We start from the raw sequence: 20353 nt of genomic DNA, 5'->3' as shown, positions 1-20353 counted from the left end.
ATAAACCATTGGCTGTATTAAGACCTGATGGATCTTGGGAATCTTTTGACTTAGAAGGAAATTTTGATGCAGCGAATGTTCTCACCAGAATGATCGTTACCAGCGATGGAGATGTATGGATGGTTGTTAATCGGGGTGGTGTAGCTGCATTTTCACCTTCCCGAAGCCAAGAGGATAAAAATTTCGAACTCTTTAAATCAGGAAGTGGCAACGGAGGTCTTCCGGTAGATGAAGTATACAGTATAACTGAGGATTTGGATGGTGAAATATGGGTAGGAACTTCTGATGGAGTGGCGGTTTTCTATTCTCCTTTTGATGCTTTTACCAATGACCCGAGTGATGCTCGACAAATTCTGGTAGAACAGGACGGAATCTTCCAATTTTTGCTTGAAGCGCAGAGTATTAGCGCTATTGCTGTTGACGGAGCAAACCGCAAGTGGATCGGAACATTCGGGTCAGGAGTATTTCTACTTTCGGAAGACGGAACAGAACAGATTTTAAGATTTACGGCCGACCAAAGTCCGTTGTTTTCTGATGTAATCAACGACATCGTTGTAGACGATGAAACAGGTGAAGTTTTCATAGCTACGGTAGAAGGAATTCTCTCGTACCAAGGAGATGCCACAGGGGGAGAGCCTTCGAATGAATGCATAACAGTGTACCCGAATCCCGTACGGGAAAACTACTCGGGACCCATTACTATAGAGGGCATTATGCGAAACAGCGACGTAAGAATTACTGATATGAGAGGAAACTTGGTTGCATCGCTGGAATCCACAGGAGGTAGAGCGATTTGGGATGGAAAGAATTTGAATGGAGAACAAGTGGCTACGGGAGTCTATTTTGCTTTGGTTTCAAGTGAAAGCGCTGACTCGGAATGCGTGAGTAAAATACTAATGATCAAATAGGAGTGGAGACCACTACCGACGCTCTTATTCTTAAAAAGGTTCCCTATTCAGGTTCATCTATGATCGCTTCCGCCTACACACGTAGGTTTGGAGTTATGTCATTTATGGTTCGGGGGCTGGGAAGAAAGCGGGGCAATAAACTTTCTGCTTTGGAGCCGCTTTCAGTGGTTGATATCACCTTTCAGTTTAGGGAGAAGTACGACGTACAAACCGCAAAAGAAATCAGCGTAAGATCGGGTTCTGGTGGCTTGTTTTATGACCCGATAAAAGGGAGTATTCAGCTTTTTCTGTCGGAGATGCTGTATAAATCCCTCCGTGAAGAAACTCCCGATGAAGACCTTTTTGACTATATCACGTCTTCATTGCAGTATTTTGATTCAGGATCGGATCACACCTATTTCCATCTCATCTTTTTGACTAGGCTCACTAAGTTTTTCGGATTTTTTCCAAAAGGGGAATTCGATGATCGAACGTGCTATTTTGATCTCCAAAACGGAGTCTTTACAGGAAATAGGAATAGTTCATTGCACACTATGGATCGCTTTGACAGTGAAGGGTTCTCAACGTTGATCGCCGCTGATTACAGCAGTATTATAGAGCTGCCTTCAGAGTTGCGCAGAAGACTCTTGATGTCGCTCGTTGAGTATTACCGACTCCAACTTGAAGGTTTTGGAGAGGTGAAATCTCTTCCCGTTTTGATGGATGTATTTTCTGCCTGAGATAGTTTTCGGCTTGTTAAATCAGAGTTTCAGGCCGGCTAAAACCGCCTCTACTTCTCTCACGTACTCGCGCTTGTCAAACTTCGGTGCAAAGACAAATCCCGACACTACGATTATTTCGTTGCCGTTTTTAGAATTCGTTGCAATTCTACGGAAAGGTCCTCCCATAAAGTAGTTCTCCATTTTCCAAAGCCCTGCTGTGTAGGCCGCATATTGTCCATTCAGAGTCACTTCTTTCGTTGTTGGCGGGTATCTGTACTCTGTACCCATATAAGTTCCGTCTTGAGGGCCTGGAACGAACTTTTTGAGAATGGAATCGCGCACAGCCAATAGACTGTCAGCAATGAAGTCCATTTCACCTGAATAAGGGTAGCGATATACCATAAAGCCTTGCGTGATATCATGAGGGGTATTCCCCAAATATTTGACGCGCTCACGCTTGATCCAAATGAAATTCTCTTTTTCTACAGCTACTTCCGTATCGTTGGGAATCAGGATTTCTATTCCGAATTTTTTCTGAATTTTTTCTTCTAGTGCCTTGTTTCCATTTCGTCGGTAATTCTTTTGAAGCCGGCTTATTTCTTTGTCATTGATGAGCTGGACTACGCGAGGAAACTCCGTTTTGAGAAGTTCATACCACTCAGCTCGATTGTTGGCGTATGATCTGAACACCAATTGATCGCTGCTCCACTTGTCTTTGCTTAAGGTCACTTTGTTTTTCCCTTCAGCATCGGGACCGATTTCAATTTCTATGATATTTCGGTGTTGCTCAAGCAGGCTGCTCATCTCATTTGGAGAAAATTGCAGCAGACTGAACATGGACTCAGTTTGTGGTAATTGCTCAACATACTGTTCCAAAACAAGACGAAGACTGTCTCCTTCAGGGCCTAGCCACTTACTTTCATCCATTACCAATAGGACCTCTCCTGATTCTCCGGAATGCCTTGGAAGCGTTCGCGTATTCGTTTCATCGCACGATGAGAAAAGCAGGATTCCGATAATGAGCAGGCTTAGGTGGCGAAGGATTTTTGTCATGATGAAGGTGGAATTTTAATTTTCTGTCCTGGCTTTAGTCTTCGGGAATCTAGCCCCGAATTGGCCGATTTTATGTCATTAATACTTACTCCCGGATAAAGTTTGGCAATATCCCAAAGGGTATCTCCACTTTGCACGATGTGTACTTTAGTTCCTTCTGAGCTCGTCGGCTTTTTGGTCTCGACTTTTTCAGCAGGTTCGGTTTTTTCTTGCTTCGGCTCGGTTTTTTGAGCTGTGGTTTCTCCGACCTTAGTTCGGATTGTTTTATGAATTTCCAATTTTTGTCCTGGGTGTATAGTATTACCGCGAATATTGTTCCATTCTCGAATGCTACTCACACCTACCCCATATCGTTCGGCGATTTTTCCCAGCACGTCGCCTCTTCTTACGACATGAACCTCTATCACATCTTCTACGATGTAGCCGTCTACAGCCTGAGGTGCTTCGGGATTGAAATTGTAAAGCTCATCTTGATTTGCTAAGAAAAGCCCGGCCGCTTCTACAGGTAAATAAACGGTTTGGCACTTCTCCGACTTAGGTATAATGTTTCTTTTCATAGAAGGGTTTAGCTTCTCCAAATCTTCTACGGAAACACTGGTGAATTTTGAAATTTGATCGAATGTGGTCCTTTTGCAAATCTGTAATGTGTCCATTTCAGGATACTGCATCGGGGGTTCGATCGGATAGAGATTGTGATCAGTGGCATGATTCATAATATAGTTTACTGCTATAAATGCAGGGACATATCCACGAGTTTCACGAGGCAAGTATCGCCTGATCTCCCAGTAAGTTCTCTTACCACCTGATCTTCTGATGGCTTTATTCACGTTTCCAGGCCCTGAGTTGTAAGCCGCTAAGACCAAGTGCCAATCGTTATACCTACCGTATAAATATTGCATGTATTCACATGCTGCGATGGTGCTCTTGTACGGATCTTTCCGTTCGTCTATAAAAGAATTGACTTCAAGGTTGTAAATCTTACCAGTGGTGTACATGAATTGCCATAACCCCGTTGCGCCTACCGGCGATTTTGCAGCAGGGTTGAGCGCAGATTCTACCACCGCGAGGTGTTTTAGCTCGAGCGGCATATCAAAACGATCAAGCTGCTCCTCAAAGAGCGGATAGTAGAGTGCGGCGAGTCCGAGAACTTGTTTGGTGATATCGCGTCTGCGCACGGCATAAACGTTTATGTAAGCTTGTACATACTTATTGTAATCCAAGTCCAATGGAGTGGCATCATTCAATGCAGCCAATCTCTTTGCATAAATGCTATCAGCGTATGCGGGAATTGAATCAGGACCAAAGCCGTGGATGTTTAAAGCCATACTATCGGAAGTAAAGGCCAGCCATTCCTTTCCGATATTCATCCAAGACTGATCCATGGCCAGAAGTATCGGGTCATCGGCTGCTATTTTAATAGCAGTAGTGTCTTCTACAACAGCCTTGGTGGAATCCTGATATACGCTCGCCTCACAAAGGCTTGCGAACAGAAAAGAGAGTAAGAAAACAGAGGTCGACTTCAGAAGAGTCATTAAGTCAATTTTAAGGGGTTATAGTGACATACGAAAAATGTAAATCTAAGTTTTCATTTTTCGACGAAACTAGACCTATGATTAGTTGAATCGTAAAAGAAACTTCTAATTTTTTAACGCTTCGCTCTGCATTAAGTTGTTGGCGAACGTCAGAAGAAGTTTCTCTCGGAAAGAACCCGCCATGAATTGAGCTCCTATGGGAAGCTTAGATTCGGGATGTGAAAAGAGAGGAAGAGAGATAGCCGGAGTGCCCGCTAAATTGGCATGCACCGTGAATACATCTTCCAAATACATTTGGATAGGATCATCGCTCTTTGCTCCGATTCGAAATGCCGTAGAGGGCGTAGTAGGAGAGAGTAGGAGATCGTATTCAGACAATAATTTGTCAGTTTTCTCCTTGATGACCCTTCTTACTTTTTGTGCTTTGGCATAGTACGCATCGTAGTAACCTGCACTCAAAACGAAAGTTCCGAGCATAATTCTGCGCTTTACCTCAGGGCCAAACCCTTCGGTTCGACTCATGCGATAGGTAGAATCGATGTCGTGAGAGTTTTCACTTCGGTAACCGTAGTGAATTCCGTCGTATCGGGATAAATTGGAAGATGCCTCGGCAGTAGTAAGCACGTAGTATGCCGGGACCAAGTATTTCAGTTCTTCTATGTGAACAGGCTCCAAGATATGGCCTTGCTCTTTTAGTTCTTCAATTAGTTTCTGGTGCGACTTCTTCACTTCAGGGTCGAGCGCATCATTCTCCATACATTCTTCGATGTATCCTATTTTGAGAGGCTTGTTTTCCGTTAATTCGGAATAGCCATCTACCTTTTTTGATGCTGAAGTCGTGTCAAACTCATCTTTTCCCGCGATGATCTCAAGAACCAAAGCAGAATCTGATACGCTGTGTGAAATGGGTCCGATCTGATCAAATGAGGAGGCAAAGGCTATCAAGCCATGGCGACTAACCCTTCCATAAGTTGGCTTTAAGCCAACAACTCCACAAAAAGCAGCAGGCTGACGAATAGAACCCCCGGTATCGCTACCTAAAGCCACGAGGCAACAGTTTGCGGCTACTGCCGCTGCACTTCCTCCGGAAGAGCCTCCGGGCACATGATCCGGATTTACCGGGTTTTTTACAACACCTTTGGACGAGTTTTCATTGGAAGCACCCATTGCAAATTCATCGCAATTCACACGCCCGATGATGATGGCGTCTTCTTCGAGAAGTTTCTTGGTAACGGTCGCATCGTAAAGAGACTCAAATCCATCAAGGATTTTTGATGCAGCTCCCACTCGATGGTCTTTGTAGCAGATATTGTCTTTCAAAGCAATGACCATTCCCGCAAGGCGTCCGGCACTTCCGTTTTTAAATTTCTCACTGATCTCTTCTGCTTTGGCAAGCGCTTCTTCTTCAAATACCTCCAAGAAGATATTCAGATCAGCAGAGTCTTTAATGTTATGTAGGTATTGACCAACCAAGTCTTTGAGCTCAAGACTGTTTTGGTCAAGATCCTTTTGGATTTCGAGAAGGCTATTGTACTTTTTCAAAGTGACTTACTTTGAGTCTTTATTGGAATCGGAGGCTTCACCGGAACCATCTTCTTTGGTAGCGTCTTTGAATTCTTTCATTCCGCGACCAAGTCCCTTCATTAATTCAGGGATTTTTTTGCCACCGAATAGGAGTAAAATCGCTAACACAATCAGAATGATTGAGCCATATCCGGGCATTGCTAAAAATATGGAAAGAAGCATATCTAAATTTTTGTCAAAGTTAAGAAATAATACGCCCTATTGTCGAACGATCCATTTTGCCGGATCTTCTTTAACCGTGCCTTGTTCGCTCACTTTCCAAATCTCAATATGAGCTTCAGTTTTCCCATCTACTTCGTCGGTCAGTACGAGGCCAATTGCTTCTTTAGCTGAAATTTTCTGACCCTTAGAGACGAATACTTCTTTCATATTGGAATACACCGAGCGGTAACCTCCATGGTTGATAATGACATTTTTCCCTGCTCCGGGAATGCTGAATACACCTGATACCGTTCCATCAAAAACGGCTCTGATCTGAGCGTTTTGATTGGTGGCAATGTTCACACCATTGTTGGGAACCATGATTCCTGCTAAAACGGGATGAGGGTTATCCCCGAATTTTTGGGTAATGACGCCGCGTTCAACGGGCCACGGAAGTTTTCCTCTGTTTTTTTCAAAATCAGCAGAAAGAGCTGCCGCCTCCGGGGTCAAGGAAAAAACGCCCGCATTATCTTTTTTCGAAGCTCTGATTTCCGCTTCGATTATTCGCTGGATTTCTTTGTTGACCTTTTCTCGCTGCTTTTCCTGTTTCTTCAGCTTACTCAGTAGGCTACGTTCTTCGCTTTTCAGTGAAGAGACGGTTTCCTTTTGTTTGGAAAGGTCTTGAGAAAGGTCCTGCTTTGCATTTTGCTCTTGCTCGAGTGTTTCATTTTTGGAACTGATGCCGTCATTCAGCTCACGATTCAGCCCGACCAATTTCTCTTTGGTGCTTTCAATATCCTCTGCCTGTTGTTTTCTCAGGTCGGCCAGCTGCCTGAAGTAGCGAATTCGTCGAATGGCTTGAATAAAGTCTTCTGAGGCAAAGATGAACATAAGCCTATCCTGGGTGCGATTGGTGCGATGAGCCAGGCGGATCAGATCGGCATAGCGGTTTTTCAACTCACCCAATTCAGATTCCAATTCGGCAATCTGTTCGCGGTTCCGTTCGATCTGCCGATTGTAAAGTCGTACTTCCTTCTTGATACTACCGATCAGGTCTTCGCGAAGCCTTATCTTTTTATTTAGAAGCCCCAATTCCCCCTCCATTTTACTTCGGTTCTGACGGGTTTCCTGAAGCAATTTATTCGTGAAACTGATCTCTTCAGAAATTTTATCGCGTTCTTTCTTTAAGCTCTCTTTTTCTTGAGCACCTGCTATCAAAGCCCCGAACAGAGCTAAAAGCAACAGTATATGCTTAACGGAAAAGAGGTTCATATTTTGAAGGAACTTTGAAAGGATAGGATTGGGGTTCGTTGATTTTTATTCTGGAGTAAGAAAACTCAAATTTTCCTGATTCCTTAGGTGTATCGATAAAGATATCGACATCATGGGCGAAATAATTGCCCTCAACCTCTAGAAAATTACCATACTCGACTCGAAACGAACGCTGCGTGAGTAAATCTTCAATAAGAACTTTTTCAACTCGGAAGTTATCAGAGCGCACATAGAATCGTTTGATGACCAAATCTTCCTCTTCGAGCTTATCTACTGCCTTATTGAGCTTTTTTCGCTTAACTATTTCCGTCTCAATCTTCAGGGTGTCTTCTTTCGATGGTTTGAATGAGAGATCGACAGCCTTGCGAACTTTTCGCGGATTTTTTGTTTGAATCACGTAGTAGAGTTCATCTACCACGGACTGGTATTTTTCACCTTCTAGAATTTGGATGGGATTCCCTACCAGGAGGTTTTCTAAAAATTCATACTGTGCTTCGTAGCCAAACAGTGAGTCCAGGGCCCGATAATCCCCCAAATAGTATTTGTCGGCAAGCTTGTCGATAAACTTGAGGCTGTCAGCGGTGATCATTGCGCGGGCAGCTTCAATTCCCAATGCAGGTGTGATGCTCATCCAGATTGCACTGTCTGAGGCGATGCGCATATTAACTTTGAAAGAGCGGTTTTCCTTTTCTGTAACAGCATTCACAGATAGTTTCGCGCTCAAGGTATTAAAGTCGAAAACATTGCTTTGAAGTTGCTCAATTATGGCTTTTTCATTTAAGGGTACCAGCGGGCTTTTCGTAAGAGCGCGCTTCGTTTTGCAGCCCTCAAGAATCAGGAGGGACAATCCAAAGAAGAATATTAGGTGGATAATTCTTCTCATTCGTCTCGGGCAATTTTTTCGTTTAATTGATTCGCATCACCTCCCAAATCCAGAGCCATTTGCCAGGCAATTTTGGCATTCTCTTTTTCATTGAGTTGCCAAAGGATATCACCGTGGTGGTCCAAGACATCAGGATCTTCGTCTCCTCCGTTTTTCAGAGCTTCTTTTATCCAAAAAAGTGCGTTTTGGAAGTTGCCTCTTTTAAAAAGAACCCAAGCGTAAGTATCTTGAAAGCTCACTTGATTGGGACTAAGATCATTGGCCTTTCTTGCCATCAATTCGGCTCTTTCGAGGTTTTCCCCTCTCAATGAAAGATAGTACGCATAGTTGTTGAGGACGATCACGTTGGTGGGGGAGTACTTCAGCGCTTTTTCATAAGCAGCGTCGCTCGCTTTATGATCATTTAGGGAGTGGTGCGCGTCACCAAGTGAGGCATAGAATTGACCAAGTAATTCATTGTTGTCAATCACGAGATTTTTACCTGATTCAAGAGCGTCAATCGCTTCTTTTGTTTCTCCCAATTGCTGCAATGCAATACCGTTGAAGAGATAAAAAATCGGCTGTTGAGGAAAGTATTCAAGAGCTTTTTCACTCTCGGTTCGCATTGTCTCAAAATCATTGAGTGTAGAGCTAATGATTAGAATCTCTTGCCAAATAGGAGGGCGATTAGGGTCAATTTCTACCGCCTTTTGAAATTTTGATCGCGCCTCTTCTTGTCGGTTGAAATTGTTGTAGAGATCACCTTGGATCGCATAAGCCTTGGCGTTATTGGGGTGAGCAGCCACCAATTCATCTGAAAGCTTGAAAAGATAGTCAGGCGATTCGCCAGGATTTGACATAAGGTTGAGTAGGATATTGACTTTAACGTCGATCCCCAAGTCCTCGCTTCTAAAGGCTGATGTCAAGTATTCTCTGGCCTGCGTAGATTTCCCTTCTTGTTCTGCAATTTCGAAAAGAGCTAAAAGCACTAGCCCATTATCGGGATCTAACTCCAGCATTTCAGCATACAGAGCTTTGGCCTCTTCGTTTCGTCCGGTTTGCTCCAGAATCTCCGCTTTCATTCCATAGTAGCGGATTTCTTCCGGATTAATTTCAATCAGTTTATTCGCTTCTTCGAGAGCCAAGTCTGCTTTCCCTTGCTCCAAATAGATCATTTGCCTTTGCATGGCAATCTCTTCCATCAATCCGAATTGCTCTTCGAGGTCATCATAGACTCTCAGAGCCTCATCGTATTTGCCCTGAGCGCTCAAAAGAGAGCCAAGGTTGAAGTAATAGTCGTACTTTTCAGGTTGTAATTCAATAATGCTTCTGACCGTTTCAATAGCTTCGTCCAATCTTCCCGATTCGGCATATACTTGAGCCAAGTATTCCCTGTACCATGGGTTCTCAGGGTCTATTTCTCCTGCTTGTTCCAGTAAGGTTGCAGCCTCACCAAGTCTTCCTCGTTCCACTGCTATTTTTGCCAAATCAAACATGGCAGCATCGCTACGTGGATTTATGGTTAAGGCCTTTTGGAAGAGACGCTCAGCATCATTCAAGTTTCCCAGAATTTTCTCCTTGCTGGCATCCATAAATGCCGTTTGATAAGCGCGAAATTCGGCCTCAGTCAGTTCGGTAGGGGTCTCCGAATTCTTTTGAGAAATACCTTCCGTGCTCTTGCAGCCTGCACCAGCAAAAAGAAGAACGGAAACTAAAAATATTTTGAGGGTTCGAATCATTGGATTTCGTTGTAGTCGCCGAGACTCATTGCAGCAGGCTTGCTCTCTAGCTTCACGAAGCTCCCAATCATGGATTGTGCCAGTGATTGACCCACTAACTGAGAATTGTCTTGAATAAGGCTGTGCGAAATGCGAGAATCCTTAATCGTTGTGGCACTCCCTATTGAAGCATTTGGGCCGACTACTGAATTGATAATCTTCGCACCCGAACCTATATAGCATGGAGCGATGATCGTTGAATTGATAACTTCCGCGTCAGCAGCAATTTCAGATTCTGCATATTTCAAGTCAAGAACTCGATTTGCCGTTTCTATTGTCACTTTAGCGTTCCCGCAATCCATCCATTCGTCCACTTTTCCAGGCGAAAAGGTTTTGTTTTTTTCGGTCATTCGACGAAGTGCATCGGGAAGTTGGTATTCACCTCCTTTCATCACCTCATTTTCGATTAGGTACTCTATTTCCGTATATAGATCGCGTCCTTCCTTGAAATAGTAGCAACCGATCATAGCCAAGTCACTCACGAATTCTTGTGGCTTTTCCACAAAATCGATGATATGACCGTCATCGTTCAGCTTTACTACTCCGAAGCTCGATGGATCATCAATTTGCTTTACCCAGAGCATTCCGTCTGCATTTGGGTCGAGCTGAAAATCAGCTTTGAAAAGGGTGTCTGCAAAAGCCACAATCGTTTTTCCTTTCAAAGCTTCTTTGGCACACCAAATTGCGTGCGCTGTACCCAAAGCTTCGTCCTGATACGCAATTTTGCCTTGAGCGCCAAGACTTTTAGCAACATCCAATAGATGGTTTTCCACTTCTTCTCCAAACCGACCCGTAACGAATACGATCTCTTCCAGAGGTTCGTCATTCAAGAGTCGGGCAATGTCTTCAACCAAGTGTTGAACGATGGGTTTGCCGGCAATTTTTACAAGTGGTTTGGGAACTGTCAGCGTGTGCGGGCGAAGTCGCTTTCCGCGGCCTGCCATAGGTATAATAATGTTCATTCAGTATCAGTCCTTTTTTCCTGTGCTTCCAAAACCACCTTCACCTCGAAGAGTTTCAGAGAGCGTCGAAACTTCTTTAAAATTGGCCACTTCGTGACGCGCGATAACCATTTGAGCTATTCTATCGCCGTCTTGAATAGTGGCCTCAACAGCCGACAAATTTACCAATAATACCTTGACCTCTCCCCTGTAGTCGGCATCGATAGTTCCGGGTGAGTTTAAGACTGTTATACCTTCCTTATAAGCCATTCCGCTACGCGGTCTTATTTGAGCTTCGGTTCCAAGGGGAAGCGCAATGAAAATGCCTGTATCTATTAATTTTCGCTCGAGGGGTTTCAATACAACGCTCTCAGACAAGTTTGCTCGCAAATCACACCCTGCGCTACCTTTAGTGGCATAGTGTGGTAAGGGGTGATGTGATTTATTGATGATTTCTACTGTTGTCATTCGGTTTGAGTAATTTTTTTTCTTTTTGAAAAGCGAATAAAGTAAATAGTAAAATGACTCCGACACCTCCCGTGTATTTCATCCATCCTTGCGGATCAATAAACTCAAAGGACGTAACCAAGACTGCGGCCAATAGCACATATTGCCCAATAGAGGCAAGGTCATAAGGCATCGGATGATGCTTTCGCATGAGACTGTATGAGATGATGGTCATGATGACATAAGCAGCTAATGTAGCCCAAGCCGAGCCGAAATATCCGATTTTTGGCACCAGCCAAATGTTCAGCCCTATCGTGACAAGGGCCCCACTAATGGCAATTCCTGCCCCGTAAATGGTTTTATCGTTGAGCTTATACCAAAAGGATAGATTAAAGACTACTCCATAAAAAATATAGGCGCTAAGCAAGATTGGAATTACCTGAGCACCGACCCGAAACTCCTCGCCAATCAGCAGCAGCGCTATATCGTCAAGGCAGATGAGAGTCATACTGATAAGCAGAGCTACGATGAAATAAAACTTCATCACGTCTGCTTGTACTTGATTGCTCCTATTTCCTTTCGCCAAAGAGAATATAAAAGGTTCTGCCGCAAAACGGTATGCTTGGATACCAATGCTGAGCAGCATGGCCACCTTGTAGCAAGCTCCGTAAATTCCTAATTGTGCCGCAGCCTCTTCTTCCGGTAGTCCCGAAAGGCTTTCGAAAGCTGCTCGGTCAAACGTTTCGTTTACAATTCCTGCCAACCCCAAGACCAGTAAGGGAATGGCATAGGGAAGGAGTTCTTTGAAAAGCTTTGGGCTGAAGCCGAACTTCATTCCGGTAAGAACGGGCAATAGTAGCAACAACTTCGTGAGGCTTCCGGCCAAATTAGCTACGAAAACATAGCCTATTCCGAATTCGGGATTGTAAAAACGATTAATCCAATCGTTTCCATTTTCCAGAGCGTTCGGGCAGTAGAGAAAAAAGAAAAGATTCAATAGTATGTTGACTACGATGCTTGCCAAATTAACTGAGGCAAACCGAATGGCTTTGTTTTGCAAGCGAAGTCTGGCAAAAGGAATGGTCACGAACGAGTCGATGGCTACGATCCACCCGAACAGGATGATGAACTCTGGGTTGGAGGCATATCCCAACGCATCAGCAATATTTCCACCGGTAAGGTAGATGAACGCAATAAAAAGGGTAGATGTGGAAAGCAAAGAAATTGCTGCCGTACTGAAGACCAGTGACTGTTTACTCGGATCCTTTTCCCTTGAGGCAAAACGAAAAAATGCGGTCTCCATCCCATAAGTCAGCAACACCAGTAAAAAGGCTACATATGCGTACAACTCGGTGATGGCGCCATATTCGACTTTTTCGAAAATACGGGTATAAAAAGGAGTGAGGATAAAGAAATTCATCACCCTCCCCACGATGCTGCTTACGCCATAAATGGCAGTTTGGCCTAGGAGGCTTCGCAGCGTACTCATAAAATGGGGCGGTTTTTATTCACCCTTGAAGCTGGGTTTTCGTTTTTCCAAAAATGCTTGAGTTCCTTCTTTAAAATCTCCTGATTTGAAGCAATCGCCGAAAGAGTCGATTTCAACTTGATAACCATTAACTCCTTCTGAATATTGTGCATTTACTGAACGAATAGCTAAACCAATGGCAGAAGGAGAATTCTTAGCAATTTTTCCAGCTAATTTTCGGCATTCATCCAATAACTCACCTTGTGCTACCATGTTATTCACCAATCCCAGTCGGTAAGCCTCTTGTGCGTCAATCATCTGGGCTGATGTGATCATTTCCAGTGCTTTCCCTTTTCCTACCAGCTGCGCCAGTCGCTGAGTGCCCCCGTATCCCGGGATGACCCCTAGACTTACTTCAGGCAAACCAAGCCGAGCATTTTCTGAGGCGATGCGCATGTGACAAGACATAGCTAATTCGAGACCGCCTCCAAGGGCGAATCCATTTACCGCGGCAATGACCGGAGTCTTCATTTGTTCAACTGCCGTGAAGAGCAGGTCTTGCCCTTTTTGACTCAGCTCTCTTCCTTGGACCTCATCGAAGTGCGCAAACTCAGAAATATCAGCACCGGCAACAAATGCCTTTTCTCCTGCCCCCGTTAAAATCACCACACGCGTTTCTTTATCTTCATCCGCTTTGTGCAGTTCTGTGGAGAGATCTTTGATGAGCTGAGAATTCAGCGCATTGAGCTTTTCAGCGCGGTTGATCGTGATTTCTCTGAGGTGCCCTGATTGTGTTACTAGTATATTGTCCATGATTTCGAATTGCGGTTTCATGCAAATGTAATTTCTTGAATCAAAATGTACGGATTACTATTCCATCGAAAATATTTCGTTTTTCTCCCCGCCCTGTTTCTTTTTCTGTCCTCATATGTTTTTGGTCAAGAAAACAGTGAGAATGGATGGGTACTACCAACTCGTGGGTCAATCAGAGTTCTAATGGTTTTTGTAGAAGTGGACCACGACAAAGATTCATCGGTAGATGCTTACCTGGAAGGCCATAAGAATTGGAGAGTAAATGAGTTGCCTGAATACAAGGATGATATTTTCAACGTATTTGAAGGAGAGAATTCCCTCAAGGCGCTTACTCGGTATTACAAGGAATGCTCATTCGGAGAGCTGACTGTTTTGGGAGATTACTATCCTGAAATCATTACGGTAAAGCAATCCGAAGTGGGTCGGAGCAAATCGAAAATTTTGAAAATAGTTGTTGACAGGCTCAATTCTGCTGAAAAAATATCTTCGGAAAACTTGAGCTTCACAGATTTCGATTACTGGGAGGATGAGTCGAAAAGAGGAGTGCCAAAAACACGGTCATCAAAATTTTCAGGGGTAGATCATTTGATGATATTTTTAAGAAATTTCTCTGCTATTCCCAATGCTACCGGACAAGCGTCTGCCTCAAGCGGAGGAAGAATTGGAGGCCTCAACACTGATTCCTATTCTATTTTTGGTGGTGGAAACGGAATGCCATTTAAAATCCTGAAACACGAATTCAATCATTTACTCATCGGAGGTAATAATTTCCACTCAGGAGGGGGTAACAGTGCAAATTTCAGAAGCTATGTCACTGCACTTCAAGGAGGGTGGTCCATGATGGGAGCAGCGAATTCAGCTCTGTTGTCGCCTTCGGGTTGGGATCGTTATTGGCTTGGCTGGAAACCAAAAGAGAACGATTACTTGATCAGCGTCCGTGACGAATCGGGTCAAGAAGTGAACGGCGATATTCAATCGGAAAACGGAACCCGCGTTTTTGTTCTGAGAGATTTTGTGACTACAGGTGATGCGCTGAGAATAAAGCTTCCATTTATTCCTGACGATGAGTTTCCTCAATGGATTTGGGTAGAGAATCACACCACATATGCCAATAATGGTTCACCCACGGATGTATTTAATCACGAGGACCACGATTGTATTAAGCCTGCGCTTCCCGGGCTGTATCTGACCAGGCAGATTGATGCAAATGTCAAAGAAGGGAAACGAATATACAGTGATGTTAAGGCAGATTACTTAAAACCTCTTCCTGCCACAGGGGCCTACGATTTCTTTTGGGATGACGAGAAGTTGGATCTGGGAGTATGCGTCGACAATAGTCCACATAACGTGTATACCCTGAAAAGCGAACTTGAGAATCCGCTAACGGGTCATCATGAGCTGGAAGAACCTTTTTATTACACCAATTCCAGTGAAGAAATAAAACGGGACAATATGCGCCGACTCAGTACAAGAAGAAACAGAGATGGCAGCTATACGCGCCATCCACATTTAGGACATCCCTCTTATGGAATGCGGAATGGAGAGGTCGACTACATTGGTTTGGGAACCAATCCATCTACTGCCTCGACGATTACGCATGTGAACGCAAGAAAGGGCAAATCGAATCACTCTCAGAACTCGGATACAATTTATTTGAACGGCATTTCGATGAGAATTTTGGAGACACGGCCTGATCTTTCCATTAAAGTTGAAGTTTCATTTAACGATACCTTGCTGAAAGAGCCTCGGCGCTGGGCGGGATCGGATATTCTATTGAACAACCACAACCAAGCGGGTACAGACCTTTGTGTGGAGTCTGTTTTGACTCTGGATCGTGGCAAAACCATCACTCGGTTCGTGGAACCCGATACTGTGGCCGGCGATGTGTACTTTTCTTCACCGACAGTATTGCGTATAAAAAGTGGAGCTAAATTGACAATTGGAGAGGAAGTACGGCTTCTTAAAGACAGCAAAATAGTTGTGGAAGAAGGTGGTGATTTGGAGTTGCTTCGAAATGGTAAGGTGATCTTGGAAGGCTCGGCCGAGATTGTTTTTGAAAAAGGATCTTCATTTTATGGAAAGGGAAAAATCAAATTCAAAGATTCCTCGAAAGGAAGTGTTGGCGATTCGGATAGTCTGAAGGATTTGAAAAGTCGAACATGTAAGAAAAAACGATTTGAACTTAGGCCTTAGGGAGCCAAACCTTAAACTGACTTCCTTTGCCCAATTCACTGGTAAAGGAAATTTCTCCCCCAAAATTCTCAACGATGTTTTTCGACATCGCTAGCCCCAATCCCATTCCTCTGGTTTTCGTAGTAAAGTTTGGGATGAATAGCTTCGGCATCTGATTTTTCTCGATACCTGATCCATTATCGGAAATGAGGGTCGCGTAGCCATCGGTTTCTTCTCTAATCTCAATCGATATATGACCTCTTCTTTCTTCGGTCATCGATTGAACTGCATTTTTCAAAAGGTTGTTGAATAGTCTGATCGATTGGTCTTTATCGGCTTTCACAAAGCAAGAGTCTTTTGCCGGATAGATCGTTTCGAAGTCTATTCGATCAAATCCGCTGAAGAGCTCTACGGCACTCTCTACCGTATCTTTTAAGTTGATGGTTTCTACTTTGGCCTTCGGCATCTTTGCAAAGCCCGAAAATGCATTAGCTATGGTAGTGAGGGTGTCTATTTGCTCAATTAGATTTTTCATTACGCGCGTTACCTTCTCCTCATCTACAGATCCATCAGCGAGGAGAGTCCTTTCCAAATGTTGGACACTGAGCTTCATTGGAGTAAGAGGGTTTTTGATCTCATGGGCTACTTGTTTGGCCATTTCGCGCCAAGCTGATTCGCGTTCAGACTGACTCAGTTTGGCGGCATTCATTTCCAGCTCTGATACTTTGGCATTGTATTCATCCACGAGCAATCCTATTTCGTCCTGGCCTTTGTAACCCACCAATCGGTTTGCTTTCCCCAGCTCAATTGCCGAAAGGCTTTCCCTTATCGATCGGAGTGGCAAAGTGATCCACTGCGAAATGAAGAGCGCAATGATCAAGGAAAGTACAAAAACCAGCACGAAGAGGTTAATAACAGATACCAAGAAGCTCGAAATTTCATTAGTCAATTCTGTTTGTCGGGCAAAGTAGGGGAGGTTCGCATAACCAATTATTTCCCCTCTTTTATTGAGAAGGGGAGAGTATGCTGATAAGTATGAAAGTTCTCCTACGGCCTCTTCCTGTATGTATTCTATTTGATCCAGATAGTGCATGTAGGCGTATGCAGTTGGATCAATTTTTCTGCTGATCAGACCTTCATTAAACATCCTCATTTGGCTTGACGCGATCAAATCGCCTTGAGGATTGAAAAGATTGATATCCGTAAAGAAAATGACCGAAAACTGAGAGAGGATGCGGTTAAGGTAATCGGACATTTCGTAGTTAAGTCCTTCCTCATCTTCGAGTTTGTTTTCCAACTCCAATAGGATCGAGTGCATTTTTTCAGAGATGAGGCGCTCGTTTTTTTCACTGTATTTTTCTTCTATGTAATACTTAGTAGCCAATGAAAACAGGACCATGGTAGTGACCGTAAGGATGACCAATAGCGCCTGAACTTTTCGGTTCAGATTGAGACGCAAGAACTCCCTGTTTTGGCGAAAGCGAAACAGGGCAATCATCAAGGAGAAAAGGATTCCATAAATCACGCTGAGGTAAGTCACCATGGTTATTTTGTCCAGAGGGCCATAAAGCTCTTTGGATACCACCACCACATCGTCATCATTAAAAGCAGAGATGTAGTGCTCATAACCCCTTAACGGGAAAAATTTTATGCCATCTGTGATCTGTCTTCGGAATACCTCCGGTTTTGATGGGTAGGGGTATTCTCCTCGGCTATTGGTTAATCGCCCATCAGAATATCTCGCGGTGGAGTATTGCTCATTCTCTTTTTTGCTTCCCAGCTCTCTATCAATCAGCAGGTTGGGAAACCCCACTTGCTGAGGAAATAGGGTGGAGGCAAATTCAAAGATGAGGAATCCGTCAGGAGTTTCACGTAAGTTGTAGTTCAGGGGCAATACGCCGATGTAGGCAATTCGATCGGGAGCATTGTACAAGAAGTGAAAACCTTCTTCTAAACTATCCAAATCGCTATATGTGACTAGATCTTTCTCAAGATCATCAAATCCACTCGGTCGGGTGGCAGGTAGTTTTCCCCAGACTGACTTATCTGTGGTAAATGCGTGGAGAGTGATGTCGTATTTACTCCAGTATCCGGTGAAGTATCGCGAGACGATGTAATCTTCTAATGTTTCTCTCGAGTGAAGTTCTTCTTGCTCAAAAAGGGTTCTCACATTCGGGTCCCTAACCAACTCTTCCATTTGACCATCAAAGAGCACTTCAGCAATAGGGTCATCGTTTATGGCCAGCTTTTCTGCTATGATTTCTACCTCACTTTGCTCTCGATGTTGCATATACTTTTTGAAGTTGTATGCCCCGAGAGAGGAAAAAACGATGAGAATAAGCGCACCTTCCGGAAAACGGAAAACGGTGGATTGGGTAAGCAGTCGAGAATAAAGTAAGGCGATCAAAACAAATGGAGGCCACAATACGAAGGCCAAATCCTTGATTCCGACCGTGTGCGTTCCAACGACCCAAATCAATGTTAGAATCAGACCGGATAAGAGTGCGGATTTGAAAATCAAGCCTTTGATTTTGGCAAAAAGCGAGAGGCCGTCCGCGATCATCAGGGCGCTGAAATACAAAACACCCACGGAGAGAACACCAAATAAGCTACTCAGGGTAAGTTGATTTAGGTTATTTATTTCGAAAGGAACAGATGAATTTAAGACCAGCTCCTTTGCTACCTGATTAATCCACGCTCCTTGAAGAAACAGTAGAGCCCCACCTAAGAAAAAAGCAACAAGAAATTTTGGCTCACCATTTCCTTTTTTGGCCTGAGCCATGCCTTGCCTTGCGAGAAAAGACAGGACAAATATTAAGAGCACATTGATCAGGAAGTCTGCGAAGGTGGGAGATATGACGGAAGAAGCGTAGAGAACGGGATCGAATGCTGCTAAGTTAGCCGTTACGGACGGCCAGTCTGCTTTCAAGGTGAAGTAACGAAGGCCTACAAGAGTGATGACCAGCGAGGGAAAGAGCACATATTTTTTTCGACCAGTTGATTCAGCCAGATAGACCGAGAGAATGGCGAACAGAACTAAGCCGCCACCAAGTAATGCAGTAAGAGCAAAAAAGAAAGCCTTTTTCTTTGATCTGGATTCTTCGTCCGAAAATGATAGATAGAAATTCTGATGATCAGCCTTAAGCTTTACCCTACCTTCTGCGCCGGTAAGATGGATAGCCTCTACATTGTCTTGTTTGAAATCGTCTGTGAAGCCGCTGAGCAGGTATTCATTATGATAAGGGAAAGTTCTTGAAATAAGAATGGCAGAAACATACTCATCAATACCATTGGTGAAGTATACGAGTCGATACCAACCATTTTCAAAATGATAAATTTCGGTGCCAAGGGTTGCTGCCCTCCTTGCAGATTCAGGAGAGATCGTATTGTCAGTCCAGAGAATGAGGTCATCGTTTCTAAAAACAAAAAGAGCAATGTTTTCTTCCTGAAAGAGAGCTTTAAATCCTTCTGATCTGAGCGCTTGCGCTCGTTTTGGTCCATAGGCTTCAATATCGGACTGTAGTTCGTGAATGGCCCGAACTGCTTTATCCGTTTTCTCATCCAGTGTTTGTGCAAAATCTTCTGCTTGATCTATTTTGTTTGTCTCTGACAAAAGAGCGGATGATATACTGTCGGCCAGCAAGATGAGGGCTAAGCCGAGGATAATCAAAAGCAGATTTATAAGTCGATTTCGAGACATTGTAGGTTCTGATTGCACAGCAGAAATTACACCAAAAAAAGAAACCCCACCATCCGGTGGGGTTTAGCTTTCATCAAAGAGATGTTTATGAATCGCTTAGGGCTTCTGCACCCGCTACGATTTCTAAAATCTCATTTGTAATAGCGGCTTGTCTCGCTTTGTTGTATGTGAGTTTCAAGTCTTTTACCATCTCCGAAGCGTTGTCGGTAGCCTTGTGCATAGCAGTCATTCGAGCGCCATGCTCAGAAGCATTGGAGTCTAATATTGCTTTGTAAAGCTGAGTTTTCAAAGTCTTAGGTATTAATTCATTTACGATTTCATCCTTTCCAGGCTCGAAAATGTAGTCACTTTGAACCAAGCTATCCGTTGGCTCAGGTGGTAAAATCGGAAGAAACTGCTCCTCTTTCAAAATTTGTACTGCGGCATTCTTGAAAGAGTTGTAAATCAGTACAACCTTGTCAATCTTGCCTTCAGCAAACTTATCCATCACGCTTTGAGCGATGATTGACGACTCATCAAAATTCAAGTTTTCATATATCGTGTAAGGCTCTGAAGGATATCCAACACCTGGAACATGACTCGTCTTTTTGAATGCGTCAAAAGACTTCTTTCCAACAGAAAGGACCTTTATCTCCGCACCCGGGTGTGCTTCAATGATCAATTTTGCCTGCTTGATCACATTGTTGTTGAATGCTCCGCAAAGCCCTCTGTTTGAGGTTACCGAAATAATGAGCAGTCGTTTTACTTCTCGCTGTTGAGCATATACATTTTCAGAAACGCTGGGCGAATTACCAACATTCTGCAAAATCTCCTGTAGCTTCAAAGCATAAGGACGCATGCGAGTGACCTTGTCTTGGGCCCTTCTCAGCTTTGCAGCCGACACCATTTTCATGGCAGAGGTGATCTGCATGGTAGAGTTTACCGAGGTAATTCGCGATCGTATTTCTTTAAGATTTGCCATTTGCGCTTAAGCTTTCATTA

General features: G+C 43.8%; 16 protein-coding genes. 3 read left to right on the top strand and 13 right to left on the bottom strand.

Features of this window, described 5'->3' with window-relative positions; genetic code table 11:
• The coding region (locus O3Q51_16650; GenBank protein MCZ4410448.1) for a hypothetical protein at positions 1–908 on the top strand (908 nt) is incomplete at its 5' end.
• A gap of 2 nt (positions 909–910) precedes the next feature.
• Entirely contained in the window at positions 911–1627 is a 717-nt protein-coding gene (locus tag O3Q51_16645; protein MCZ4410447.1) for a recombination protein O N-terminal domain-containing protein, read from the top strand.
• A 21-nt stretch (positions 1628–1648) separates the two neighbouring features.
• Here O3Q51_16645 and O3Q51_16640 read toward each other — a convergent pair whose 3' ends face one another.
• From O3Q51_16640 to O3Q51_16590, 11 genes are all read right to left on the bottom strand, one after another.
• Positions 1649–2662 (bottom strand): DUF4837 family protein, encoded by a 1014-nt coding sequence (locus tag O3Q51_16640; GenBank protein ID MCZ4410446.1) that lies wholly within the window; start codon positions 2660–2662, stop codon positions 1649–1651.
• On the bottom strand, positions 2659–4194 hold the full coding sequence (locus tag O3Q51_16635; protein MCZ4410445.1) for a LysM peptidoglycan-binding domain-containing protein: 1536 nt from the start codon (positions 4192–4194) through the stop codon (positions 2659–2661). Before O3Q51_16635 ends, O3Q51_16640 begins: the two co-directional genes overlap by 4 nt.
• A gap of 105 nt (positions 4195–4299) precedes the next feature.
• On the bottom strand, positions 4300–5736 hold the full coding sequence (gene gatA / locus O3Q51_16630) for an Asp-tRNA(Asn)/Glu-tRNA(Gln) amidotransferase subunit GatA (protein MCZ4410444.1): 1437 nt from the start codon (positions 5734–5736) through the stop codon (positions 4300–4302).
• Between the two features lie 6 nt (positions 5737–5742).
• Entirely contained in the window at positions 5743–5916 is a 174-nt protein-coding gene (tatA, locus tag O3Q51_16625) for a twin-arginine translocase TatA/TatE family subunit (protein ID MCZ4410443.1), read from the bottom strand.
• A gap of 60 nt (positions 5917–5976) precedes the next feature.
• The gene (locus O3Q51_16620; protein ID MCZ4410442.1) at positions 5977–7191 is read right to left on the bottom strand and encodes a peptidoglycan DD-metalloendopeptidase family protein; all 1215 of its coding nucleotides are present in this window, start codon (positions 7189–7191) and stop codon (positions 5977–5979) included.
• On the bottom strand, positions 7172–8074 hold the full coding sequence (locus O3Q51_16615; protein ID MCZ4410441.1) for a DUF4292 domain-containing protein: 903 nt from the start codon (positions 8072–8074) through the stop codon (positions 7172–7174). Before O3Q51_16615 ends, O3Q51_16620 begins: the two co-directional genes overlap by 20 nt.
• Complete coding sequence (locus O3Q51_16610) at positions 8071–9792, bottom strand: tetratricopeptide repeat protein (protein MCZ4410440.1); 1722 nt, start codon at positions 9790–9792, stop codon at positions 8071–8073. The genes O3Q51_16615 and O3Q51_16610 overlap by 4 nt, the downstream gene beginning before the upstream one ends.
• A complete protein-coding gene (locus tag O3Q51_16605) occupies positions 9789–10793 on the bottom strand; it encodes a sugar phosphate nucleotidyltransferase (protein ID MCZ4410439.1) in 1005 nt (334 codons plus the stop codon). The genes O3Q51_16610 and O3Q51_16605 overlap by 4 nt, the downstream gene beginning before the upstream one ends.
• A gap of 6 nt (positions 10794–10799) precedes the next feature.
• A complete protein-coding gene (gene dut, locus O3Q51_16600) occupies positions 10800–11240 on the bottom strand; it encodes a dUTP diphosphatase (GenBank protein MCZ4410438.1) in 441 nt (146 codons plus the stop codon).
• Complete coding sequence (locus O3Q51_16595) at positions 11215–12708, bottom strand: oligosaccharide flippase family protein (protein ID MCZ4410437.1); 1494 nt, start codon at positions 12706–12708, stop codon at positions 11215–11217. Before O3Q51_16595 ends, dut begins: the two co-directional genes overlap by 26 nt.
• A gap of 15 nt (positions 12709–12723) precedes the next feature.
• On the bottom strand, positions 12724–13500 hold the full coding sequence (locus O3Q51_16590) for an enoyl-CoA hydratase-related protein (protein ID MCZ4410436.1): 777 nt from the start codon (positions 13498–13500) through the stop codon (positions 12724–12726).
• Between the two features lie 45 nt (positions 13501–13545).
• On the opposite strand from O3Q51_16590, the gene O3Q51_16585 reads away from it, so the two are divergent.
• Entirely contained in the window at positions 13546–15693 is a 2148-nt protein-coding gene (locus tag O3Q51_16585; GenBank protein ID MCZ4410435.1) for a hypothetical protein, read from the top strand.
• Here the strand turns inward: O3Q51_16585 and O3Q51_16580 are convergent.
• Positions 15683–19372: a HAMP domain-containing sensor histidine kinase gene (locus O3Q51_16580; GenBank protein ID MCZ4410434.1), complete on the bottom strand. Its 3690-nt coding sequence runs from the start codon at positions 19370–19372 to the stop codon at positions 15683–15685. The genes O3Q51_16585 and O3Q51_16580 overlap by 11 nt on opposite strands.
• A gap of 85 nt (positions 19373–19457) precedes the next feature.
• Complete coding sequence (atpG, locus tag O3Q51_16575; GenBank protein ID MCZ4410433.1) at positions 19458–20333, bottom strand: ATP synthase F1 subunit gamma; 876 nt, start codon at positions 20331–20333, stop codon at positions 19458–19460.
• Positions 20334–20353: the final 20 nt, after the last annotated feature.

This window comes from Cryomorphaceae bacterium 1068 (genome assembly GCA_027214385.1).
GTDB lineage: Bacteria > Bacteroidota > Bacteroidia > Flavobacteriales_D > Cryomorphaceae > JAKVAV01.
The sequence above is the reverse complement of the archived record's forward strand: the minus strand, read 5'-3'. Positions and strand labels throughout refer to the sequence as shown.

What these genes read in the sequence shown, in the direction of transcription:
- O3Q51_16640 (MCZ4410446.1), bottom strand. Translation starts at nt 2,662, where the DNA reads ATGACAAAAATCCTTCGCCACCTAAGCCTGCTCATTATCGGAATCCTG.
- O3Q51_16635 (MCZ4410445.1), bottom strand. Translation starts at nt 4,194, where the DNA reads ATGACTCTTCTGAAGTCGACCTCTGTTTTCTTACTCTCTTTTCTGTTC.
- tatA (MCZ4410443.1), bottom strand. Translation starts at nt 5,916, where the DNA reads ATGCCCGGATATGGCTCAATCATTCTGATTGTGTTAGCGATTTTACTC.
- O3Q51_16620 (MCZ4410442.1), bottom strand. Translation starts at nt 7,191, where the DNA reads ATGAACCTCTTTTCCGTTAAGCATATACTGTTGCTTTTAGCTCTGTTC.
- O3Q51_16615 (MCZ4410441.1), bottom strand. Translation starts at nt 8,074, where the DNA reads ATGAGAAGAATTATCCACCTAATATTCTTCTTTGGATTGTCCCTCCTG.
- O3Q51_16610 (MCZ4410440.1), bottom strand. Translation starts at nt 9,792, where the DNA reads ATGATTCGAACCCTCAAAATATTTTTAGTTTCCGTTCTTCTTTTTGCT.
- O3Q51_16605 (MCZ4410439.1), bottom strand. Translation starts at nt 10,793, where the DNA reads ATGAACATTATTATACCTATGGCAGGCCGCGGAAAGCGACTTCGCCCG.
- dut (MCZ4410438.1), bottom strand. Translation starts at nt 11,240, where the DNA reads ATGACAACAGTAGAAATCATCAATAAATCACATCACCCCTTACCACAC.
- O3Q51_16595 (MCZ4410437.1), bottom strand. Translation starts at nt 12,708, where the DNA reads ATGAGTACGCTGCGAAGCCTCCTAGGCCAAACTGCCATTTATGGCGTA.
- O3Q51_16590 (MCZ4410436.1), bottom strand. Translation starts at nt 13,500, where the DNA reads ATGGACAATATACTAGTAACACAATCAGGGCACCTCAGAGAAATCACG.
- O3Q51_16585 (MCZ4410435.1), top strand. Translation starts at nt 13,546, where the DNA reads ATGTACGGATTACTATTCCATCGAAAATATTTCGTTTTTCTCCCCGCC.
- O3Q51_16580 (MCZ4410434.1), bottom strand. Translation starts at nt 19,372, where the DNA reads ATGTCTCGAAATCGACTTATAAATCTGCTTTTGATTATCCTCGGCTTA.
- atpG (MCZ4410433.1), bottom strand. Translation starts at nt 20,333, where the DNA reads ATGGCAAATCTTAAAGAAATACGATCGCGAATTACCTCGGTAAACTCT.